The sequence below is a fragment of the Streptomyces sp. NPDC059957 genome (assembly GCF_042730015.1).
Taxonomy (GTDB): Bacteria; Actinomycetota; Actinomycetes; order Streptomycetales; family Streptomycetaceae; genus Streptomyces.
In genome coordinates, this window is sequence record NZ_JBHWMB010000008.1 from 19677 (window position 1) to 28628 (window position 8952).

Genomic DNA, 8952 nt, shown 5'->3' on the forward strand with positions numbered 1-8952 from the left:
CCTCCAGCGCCGGCCAGCGTCCTGAGGGAACACGCTATCGGGAACCCCACCGGTTCCCTCAGGCCCCGGAAGAGCTGTGTCAGGCGTGGTCGACGGGAGCCTTGACGGCTGCGGTGCACAGGGTGCGTTCATACCTCTGAGTGAGGTCGGCGGGGATCACGGGGGCGCAGGCGAACTTCTGCCTAGGGTGACTCCTGGCGGTCTGCGGCCGCTCCGATCGGCACGTCGACCCATGTACAGGAGCTTGTGTGGCGCAGCAGCACACGACGTCACTCCGGCTCCGTCTCCGGTACCGCTTCGACCATCTGCTCTCGGGCGGAACGACCCCGCTCATCGGCTGGCTCACCCTGGCCTGCCTCGCCGTCGTCGTTCCGGCCAGCGCCGTACTCGTCTGGTCCGACCGGGCCGCCCCGGCCACGCTCTCCGGCCGGCTCACCGCCGTGTGGGTCAGCGTCGGACAGACCCTGAAGATCGGGGGTGCGGTCGGCTCCCCGCTGTACGTGCTGGCCTCCGTGTCGCTCGCGCTCGTGGCGCTGCTCTTCGTGTCGACCCTGGTCAGTCTGATCACCACGGGCATCAACCGGCGCATCATGTTGCTGCGCCGAGGTCACTCCACCGTGCTGGAGACCCGGCACACCGTCGTACTGGGCTGGTCGGACCAGGTGTTCCCGGTGATCGGTGAGCTGGTGGCCGCCAACGCGAACCAGCGTCGCTCCGCCATCGCCGTGCTCGCCCCGCAGGACAAGGTGTGGATGGAGGAGGAGATCTCCGCCCGCGTCGGCGACAGCGGCAGGACGCGGATCATCTGCCGCAACGGGAGCACCACCGACCCGGCCGAGCTGCGCCGGGTGAGTCCGCGCACGGCGCGGGCCGTGCTGGTGCTGCCCCCCACCGGGGACACCGGTGACGCCCACGTGGTGAAGACGCTGCTGGCCCTCGACGCGGCCGTCCACGGCCCGGCGGAGGCCGAGGCGCAGGGAGGGACGGAGGGAGGAGCGGTGGTGGTCGCCGCCGTCCGTGACTCCCGCAACCACCTGACCGCCGAGCTGGCCGCCGGGCCCTCGGGCCACGTCCTGTGCGTGGACGACATCGTCGCCCGGCTCCTCGTCTCGACGGCCCGGCAGCCCGGCCTCTCGCTGGTCTACTCGGAGTTGCTGGACTTCGACGGCGACGAGTTCTACCCGGTGGCCCCCGGGGACCTCGTGGGGCGCACGTTCGGCGAGGCACTGCTGTCCTTCGCCACCTCCTCCCCGGTCGGCCTGCTGCACGGCGACGGGGGCGTGACCCTCAATCCGGACCCGGGGGCGACGATGGGCCCGGCCGACCGGATCATCGTCATCTCCCGGGACGACGACACGGCCGTACGGGCGGACGTGGCCGACCGTGTCGAGGACGGCGCGATCGTGACGGCCACACCCGCGACGGCACGGGCCGAGCGCCTCCTCCTGCTCGGCTGGAACCGCCGCGCTCCGCTCGTCATCGAGCAGCTCGACCAGTACGTGGGCCCGGGAACCACCCTGGACGTCGTGGCGCTCGGCGTGCACGCGGCCGCGGGCGGCGGCGCCCGGGGCGTCACGGCCGCGCGGTCCCGCCTCGAAGTCTCCTTCCACGACGGGGACATCACCGATCCGCTCACCCTGGCCAAGCTGGACGTGACCTCGTACGACGGCGTGATCGTGATCGGTGAGACGGAGCCCGAGGACGTGGACGCGCCCTTGGCCTCCCTCGCTCCGGTGACGGATCCGCAGGCGCGGGCGGACGACAGGACGCTGGTCACCCTGCTGCACCTGCGGGCCATCATGGAGAACGCGCGGCGCGACATCGCCCTCACCACCGAGATGTCCGACGACGGCAACCGGCTCCTCGCACCGGCACAGGACGGCGCCGACTTCATCGTGAGCGGCAGGCTGATCAGTCTGCTGATGACCCAGATCTCCGAGAGCCCTTACCTCGCCGCGGTCTTCGAGGAGCTCTTCGACGCGGAGGGCCACGAGTTCCACCTCAAGCCGGCCACGGACTACGTCCGGGCCGGTCATGAGGTCTCGTTCGCCACCGCCGTCGAGGCCGCGCGGCGGCGCGGGGAGTGCGCGGTGGGCTACCGGCTGCGGGCGCGGAGCGCCACGGGCCCCGACTACGGGGTGCGGATCAACCCCGACAAGCGCGGGCGCGTCCGCTTCTGCGAGGAGGACTGGCTGATCGTGCTCGCCGAGAGCTGACACCCGACGGCCGGCAGCCGACGCCGCCAGCCGTCGGGGCCGCCGCTACGCCGTGTGCACTTCCAGGGCGGTCCGCACCGCGGATTCCAGGGCTCCCTCGATCCACGCGGGCTTGATGGAGGTGTGGCATCCGGCGAAGTGCAGGTTGCCCTCGGCCCTGCGGACATGGGGGAAGAGCTCGGTGTGCTGGCCGGGCAGCAGTACGGACGCCTCGCCGTACGCGTACGGGTCGCGCATCCAGGACTGGGTGCGGCCGACGCCGGTGTAGAACACCTCGACGCGCTGCCCGAACACCTCCTGGACCCCGGCGAGGGCGCGCGGGTAGCGCTCCTCGTCGTCCAGGGAGTCCCACTTCAGGGCGTCGTCCGACCAGCTGTAGGAGGCGAGGACGACACCGCCGGCGCTGCCTTCGACGGGGTAGGAGGGCTGGAACATGAAGCGGTTGGGGTTGTCGGTCACCGAGCCGCCGCCGACGACGCGGGCGGCCTCGGGCTGATCGCGGGTGACCACGCGGCTGGCGGCGTAGTGGGAGCGCTGGCCCGCGGAGATGTGGCCCTCGGGTACGGAGGAGTGGGCGCCCAGCAGGCTTCCGTTCGCCGGGCTCTGCCCGGTCTGGTACTTGCGGTAGAGGCCGGGCTGTACGGCCTCCAGCTCGCGCTTCCAGTCGGCCTCGTCGAACTCCCACCAGCGGCGGCTGAATTCGAGCAGCACCTTGGTGGCCGCGTCGTAGTGCAGCTCGGTGACCGCGCGCCGCTTGCCGTACGAGAGGGCCGGGGTGACGGGGATGTGGCGCAGCCCCGAGAAGGGGACCGTGATGATGGCCGTGTCGGCGGTGAAGGTCTCGCGCCGCACGGGGCTGCCGCCGCGGCCCTCGGAGACGGTCTCGACCGTGACCTTGCCTTCGCCGTGGACGATGCGGGTCGCCCGGCGGTCGAGGCGTACGAGGTCCTTGACGCGCGCGTACATCGCGTCGGCCAGGGTGGCGGTGCCGTCGGGCAGTTCGTAGAAGGCGGTGTCGGGGCTGATCAGCGAGGCGCCGATGAAGCTGTGCACGAAGGCGAGGTGCAGGCGGGAGGTGAGGTTCTCGACGGTGCCGATCAGATCGATGGTCCGCTCGTCGAGCCCCGCCTCCTCCGTCAGGAAGCGGTACATCGACATGTGCCCGTAGCGCTGAATGACGCGCGCCCAGCCCTCGACGAGTTCCTTGTCCTTCTTGCCCTCGATCTCCCCCCGTACGGGGGCGAAGGCCGCGCGGACGATCTGCGAGGCGGGCACGGACTCGTACGCCTGCGGGACTCCGAAGGAACGATTGAGCGCCTGCGGGGCGCGCGCGTAGTCGGCGCGGCGGACGCGGATGCCGTTGACGTGGATCCACGTCCGGTAGGCGGGACGGCCGGCCGCGTCGACGTCGACCAGGTGGAAGCGCCTGCGCTTGAGACCGAGACCGTCCATCAGTCCGGTGACCAGCGGGTGGCTGTCGGGGATGCGCATCGCGCCGGCCTCGGCGTACTGCTTGGGGTCGGCGAAGGGCTGGGCGGCCTTCTCGTGGCCGCCGGTGCGGAAGGTCTTGATCCGGCCGCCCACCCGGTTGGCGTTGGCCTCGATGACGGTGACCTTGTGGCCCGCCTCGCGCAGGAGATGCGCGGCGGTGAGACCGGCCGGCCCGGCGCCGACGATCAGCACCTTCTTGCCGGGGCGGCGCGAGCGGGGCAGGCCGTTCTTCAGCAGGATGTCGGCGTAGCGCGGTACGAGCGGCTGGTCCTCGTCGTCCCGTACGAGGATGGCCCGGGCGATCGTCAGGCAGGTGTCCCAGTCGGCGACCGCCGTGCCGGGGACGGCCTGCGAGGTCTCGGCGGAGGTGACGGCCACCGTCAACCCGCCGGCCGCCGCGACGGCGGCCGCGCCCGCGATGACGGTTCGGCGGGAGGGCCGGCGGGAGGGCGCCGGTGCGGGCTCGCCGGAGGCTACGGAAGCTTCGGGGGTTTGGGAGTTGGCATCGGGATCCATGATCATGAGCCAACTCTTGCCGCCCGCCGGGGTCGGAAGGACCAGAATGCGCCCGCGCGGGCAAGGACCACCCGGACGTGCGAAGCGCTCCGCTCCGCGCTGACGAACTGGCTTTCGTACGAGCACCCTTGGGGCCGTCGGCCATGGCGTCCGCCAGGCGGTCCGGCCGCATGCCGACGGTGTCACCGTACGGACAACCGGGTGCCATCGGACAGGTATCGGGGTGGGCGATGGCGGAGGCATAACGGATCGAAGGGGCGAGTTCCTAGGTTTCTCGTTGCCGGCCGAGAACGACCGGTTCGAACAGGCGAGACAGGGGCCGGCCGCGAAGGTCTGCACCGCGTGCCGCCGGTGACCCGAAGGAACCGAACGTGCGCAGAATGGCGCTTCCCGCAGTGGCGGCCATGTCAATGGCCCTGCTGCTCCCGCAGTCGGCCGTTGCCGAGGACGTCCCCTCCCCGGCCCTGGAGGCCGGTGAGACCCAGCTGATCGGCCCGGGCATGTACCAGTCGGCCGACGACAGCTTCCAGATATCCGAGAACGACGTGTCGTACGGCCTGATGAGCCGTACCCACACGGTGGACGGGAGCGGGGCGGGCGTCGCCCAGGCCCAGGACGCCCCGGCCGCCCGCGCCGACCTCGGGGTGTTCGGTCCGAGCTGGGAGGCCGAGTTCGTCGGCGGCCAGCTGAACCGCAAGCTGGTCCCCGGCTCCGGTTCGATCACCACCACCGACCTGGACACCGCCGAGTCCGTCCGCTACGACCTGACCGACTCGGTGGCCGGCGCCAACGGCGGCAGCATCAACACCTACAAGGCGCCGGACGGTTCCACGCTGGTGGAGAACGTCCAGTGGGACGACCTCGCGGGCGTGCTGAAGACCACGGTCACCGAGACGCTCAACATCGACCTCACCCGGATCGCCTCCGGTGACGACGTGCCGCTGGACTCCTCCGGCAACCCGGTCCCGGCCGCCTCCCTCAAGCCGTCCTACACCTGGAAGCAGGTCGGCGGCAGCGGCGACACCTGGCGGGTGACGGCGGTCGGCAACGCCGCCTTCAAGCAGACGACGGTCACCTACGACAGCACCGGACGCGTCTCGACCGTCAAGGACCCGGCGCGCGCCGACGTCCCCGCGCAGACCGTCAAGGTCAACTACGCGGCGGCCACCACCGCCTCCGGCCAGACCCTCGGCGATGTCGCGGGCCAGGTCAAGGACATCACCGTCACCGTCGGCCAGACCGTGCAGACCCTGGCCCGCTACGCGTACGACGGCTCCGGCCTGCTCCGCAAGGTCGAGGACCCGGCGGCCGGCAGCCAGCTCAACACCTACAGCTACGACGCTTCGGACCGGGTGGTCGCCGCCTCCGCCGAGGACGGCGCGGCCTGGGGGTAGATCCACTCGGGGGACGTGCCCGCCATGGGGGGGGGGGGGACCACGGGGGCTAGACCAGAGCAAGACGGCGCTGTCAGGGGCCCCCCAGGAGGGGAGACGCGGCGCGGCTCCCCCCCGGCCGCCGAGGACTTCACCGGCGGCGAGATCACCTCCGCCCAGGCCTACCCGAGCTACTGCTCCCGGCCCGAGTCTTGGATGTGGTACCAGTACAGCGGCTGCTCGACGAAGGTCGCCCACTACGGCTGGCGCAACCCGAGCTGGCGCACCACCCCGACCGGCGCCAAGATCAGGGGCGTCTCGAACGACCACTGCACCGGCGGCGCCGACAAGCCCATGGGCTGGGACTTCCGTGCCGCCTGTGACTCGCACGACTACGGCTACGGCACCATCGGCAACAGCTACAAGGGCTACCGCTACTACCTGGACCGCAACAAGGGCATCGCCACCGACGTCGCGTTCTACAACATCCTGTACTACAACACCTGCCCGGCGTACTTCTGGAAGAGCGCCTGCCGGTCCACCGCGTACACGTACTACACCGCGGTCTTCTACGGCGGCCACCCGAAGAACGGCGCCAACGCCACCTGACGGGCAGCGCGATCGCAGGGGACAGGGCAGCCCGGCAACCGACGCCGCTGCCCCGTCCCCGCCCCGGGGCCCGAGCACACGCCTCCCGGCCCCCCTTGAACTTCCGGCCCTGAACTCGCGGGCCACACAAGCAAGTCGATCACCCCTCCCCCCCCCTTGTTCTGCCGCCGCGGCACCGCCCGCTCGGTGCCTACTCCCTGGAGCCTGTCGTGAAGAGATCTGCTGTGGCCGTCGCGATGGCCGCGGGCCTGCTGCTCGGTGCACTGCCGGCCGGCCTGGTGCCCCTGGTCGGGGCGCCGTCGGCGGCCGCCGACGAGGTCCCGGTGGACCCGGCGCTGGAGACCGGGACCGAGGGCGGCGGCACGGTCCGGGTGAACGTGGTGACCCAGACCCGCTCCGACGTGGCCACGGCCGCCGCGGCGGGCGAGACGGAGGTGGCGTACGACCGGGTGCCGATGGTCACCCTCACGGTGGACCAGGCGGGGCTCACCGAACTCCGCTCCAACCCTGACGTGGTGAGCGTGACGGAGGACGTCCCGGTCCCCCCGATGCTGGACGGATCGACGGTCCGGATGGGCGCGGACAAGGCGTTCGCCGCCGGCGCCACCGGGGCGGGCACCGCGGTCGCGGTGATCGACACCGGTGTCGCGAAGAACCACCCCTTCCTGAGCGGCCGGGTGACGGCCGAGGCCTGCTTCTCGGTGAACGACGAGAGCTACGGCGCGACCAGCCTCTGCCCGAACGGCGAGGCCTCCCAGGAGGGCGCCGGCAGCGCCGACGCCGACACCGGGAGCTGCGCCGAACTGGGCGCGGCCTGCTCGCACGGCACCCACGTGGCGGGCATAGCCGCCGGCAACGGGACCGGCCTGAGCGGCGCCCCCAAGCGCGGGGTGGCCCCGGGCGCGAACATCGTGGCGATGCAGGTGTTCTCGCGCTTCGACTCCGACGACTACTGCGGCGCGGGCAACAGCCCCTGCGTGCTGAGCTTCACCAGCTCGCAGATCAAGGCGCTGGAGAAGGTGTACGCGCTGAAGCAGTCCGGCACGGACATCATCGCGGCCAACATGTCGCTGGGCGCCGGCCGTTGGACCTCGGCCTGCGCCACCGACCCCCGCAAGTCCGTGATCGACAGCCTGTACTCGGTGGGCGTGGCGACCGTGGTCGCCGCCGGCAACAACGGGTACGGCGACGCGGTCAACGCCCCCGGCTGCATCCCGTCGGCGGTGACGGTCGGCGCGACGACCAACGACGACCAGGTGGCCTCGTTCAGCAACCGCGGCCCGCTCCTGGACGTGATGGCACCCGGCGCGGCCGTGGTGTCCTCGGTCCCGGGCGGCGGCTACGCGGCGAAGAGCGGCACCTCGATGGCGGCCCCGCACGTGGCGGGAGCCCTGGCGGCGCTGCGTCAGAAGTACCCGGCGGAGAGCATCGCGAACCTGGTGGCGAAGCTGGGCACCACCGGAACGCCGATCACGTACACCGGAGCCGTCACCCCCCGGATCGACCTCGGCAAGGCCGTCGTCGGCACGACCGCCCCCGAGCCGGAGCCGGCCGCCCGGCCGCGTCCCTCCCAGGTCTTCGACGACACCGACCGCCCCATCCCGGACCCGGGCACCGTGGAGGCCCCGCTGACCGTCACCGGGGTGCCCGGCAACGCGCCCAAGGCGCTCCGGGTCGAGCTGGAGGGCACCCACCCCTGGCGCGGTGACCTCAAGATCGACCTGGTGGCCCCCGACGGGAAGCTGTACCGCCTGAAGTCCGCCTCCGGCACCGAGGGGGCCGGCGCACTCGGCGGCTTCACCGTCGACGCCTCCGCCTCCCCCGCCTCCGGCACCTGGAAGCTGCAGGTCCAGGACACCTCGGCCGGCTCCCAGGGCACCCTCCTCGGCTGGTCGCTGAACTTCCCCACCCCCTTCGCCATGACCGGCAACCTCAGCGTCCCGGACGGCGGCTCGGTCGCCTCCGCCCTCACGGTGGCCGGCATCGGCGGCAAGGCCCCGGCCGCCCTCCAGGTCGCCGTGGACGTCACCCACGAGTGGCGCGGCGACGTCCGGATCGACCTGCTCTCCCCGGACGGCCGGACCTACCCGCTGCGTTCGACCTCCACCACCGCCACCGAGAACGGCGGGGTGCTCCGCGAGACCTACCGGGTGGACGCCTCCGCCTCGCCCGCCGACGGCACGTGGACGCTGAAGGTCTCCGACCCGTACACCGGCTCCGTCGGCACCCTCAACGCCTGGTCGATGACGTTCCCCGCGTACGAGGTGCAGACACCGCACTCGGTTCCCGACCCGGGCACCATCGAGGTCCCGGTCACCGTCACCGGCATCACGGGCAACGCGCCGAAGAACCTCCAGGTGTACCTGCACGCCACCCACACCTGGCGCGGTGACCTGGACGTCCACCTGGTCGCCCCGGACGGCAAGGTGTACCTGGTCAAGGACTCCGTGGAGGACGAGGGCGACGGCGTGATCCAGCAGGTCTACACGGTGGACGCCTCCGCCTCCCCGGCCGGCGGGGTGTGGAAGCTCCGGGTCGAGGACATCTCGGCCGGCTCCTCCGGGACGCTCGACCACTGGACCCTGAAGTTCTGACCGGTCCACCCCGAACCACCCCCGAAAGCGGGGTACCCCGTTTCCCCCCCCCGGGGGCGCGCCCCTTTCTCCAGCGGGGGAAGGAGGGGAAGGGGGGGGGGGGAAGAGGGGGGGGGTGGACGTCCCACCGAGAGGTTGAACCCCCTCCCCCCC

Annotated in this window: 5 protein-coding genes; 4 read left to right on the forward strand and 1 reads right to left on the reverse strand. The window is 71.9% G+C overall.

Annotated elements, in window-relative coordinates; translation table 11 throughout:
• Window positions 1-248 precede the first annotated feature (248 nt).
• Window positions 249-2216, forward strand: a complete 1968-nt coding sequence (locus ACFWBW_RS07725) for an NAD-binding lipoprotein (RefSeq protein ID WP_385369393.1) — start codon at window positions 249-251, stop codon at window positions 2214-2216.
• Window positions 2217-2261: 45 nt separating this feature from the next.
• Here ACFWBW_RS07725 and ACFWBW_RS07730 read toward each other — a convergent pair whose 3' ends face one another.
• Complete coding sequence (locus ACFWBW_RS07730; protein ID WP_385369395.1) at window positions 2262-4229, reverse strand: FAD-dependent oxidoreductase; 1968 nt, start codon at window positions 4227-4229, stop codon at window positions 2262-2264.
• A 374-nt stretch (window positions 4230-4603) separates the two neighbouring features.
• Between ACFWBW_RS07730 and ACFWBW_RS07735 the strand changes: the two genes are divergently transcribed.
• The 3 genes from ACFWBW_RS07735 to ACFWBW_RS07745 all read left to right on the forward strand — a co-directional run bounded on the left by ACFWBW_RS07735 (window position 4604) and on the right by ACFWBW_RS07745 (window position 8799).
• A complete protein-coding gene (locus ACFWBW_RS07735) occupies window positions 4604-5617 on the forward strand; it encodes a hypothetical protein (RefSeq protein ID WP_385369595.1) in 1014 nt (337 codons plus the stop codon).
• Between the two features lie 195 nt (window positions 5618-5812).
• Window positions 5813-6205 carry a phospholipase A2 gene (locus ACFWBW_RS07740; RefSeq protein WP_385369397.1) on the forward strand — a complete coding sequence of 131 codons (393 nt, stop codon included), beginning with the start codon at window positions 5813-5815 and terminating at the stop codon, window positions 6203-6205.
• Window positions 6206-6414: 209 nt separating this feature from the next.
• Window positions 6415-8799, forward strand: coding sequence for a proprotein convertase P-domain-containing protein (locus tag ACFWBW_RS07745; RefSeq protein ID WP_385369399.1), 2385 nt, complete (start codon window positions 6415-6417; stop codon window positions 8797-8799).
• Window positions 8800-8952: the final 153 nt, after the last annotated feature.

Bases quoted from the DNA above. Each gene is read 5' to 3' on its own strand.
- ACFWBW_RS07735 (WP_385369595.1), top strand. From the start codon at position 4,604: ATGGCGCTTCCCGCAGTGGCGGCCATGTCAATGGCCCTGCTGCTCCCG.
- ACFWBW_RS07740 (WP_385369397.1), top strand. From the start codon at position 5,813: ATGTGGTACCAGTACAGCGGCTGCTCGACGAAGGTCGCCCACTACGGC.
- ACFWBW_RS07730 (WP_385369395.1), bottom strand. From the start codon at position 4,229: ATGATCATGGATCCCGATGCCAACTCCCAAACCCCCGAAGCTTCCGTA.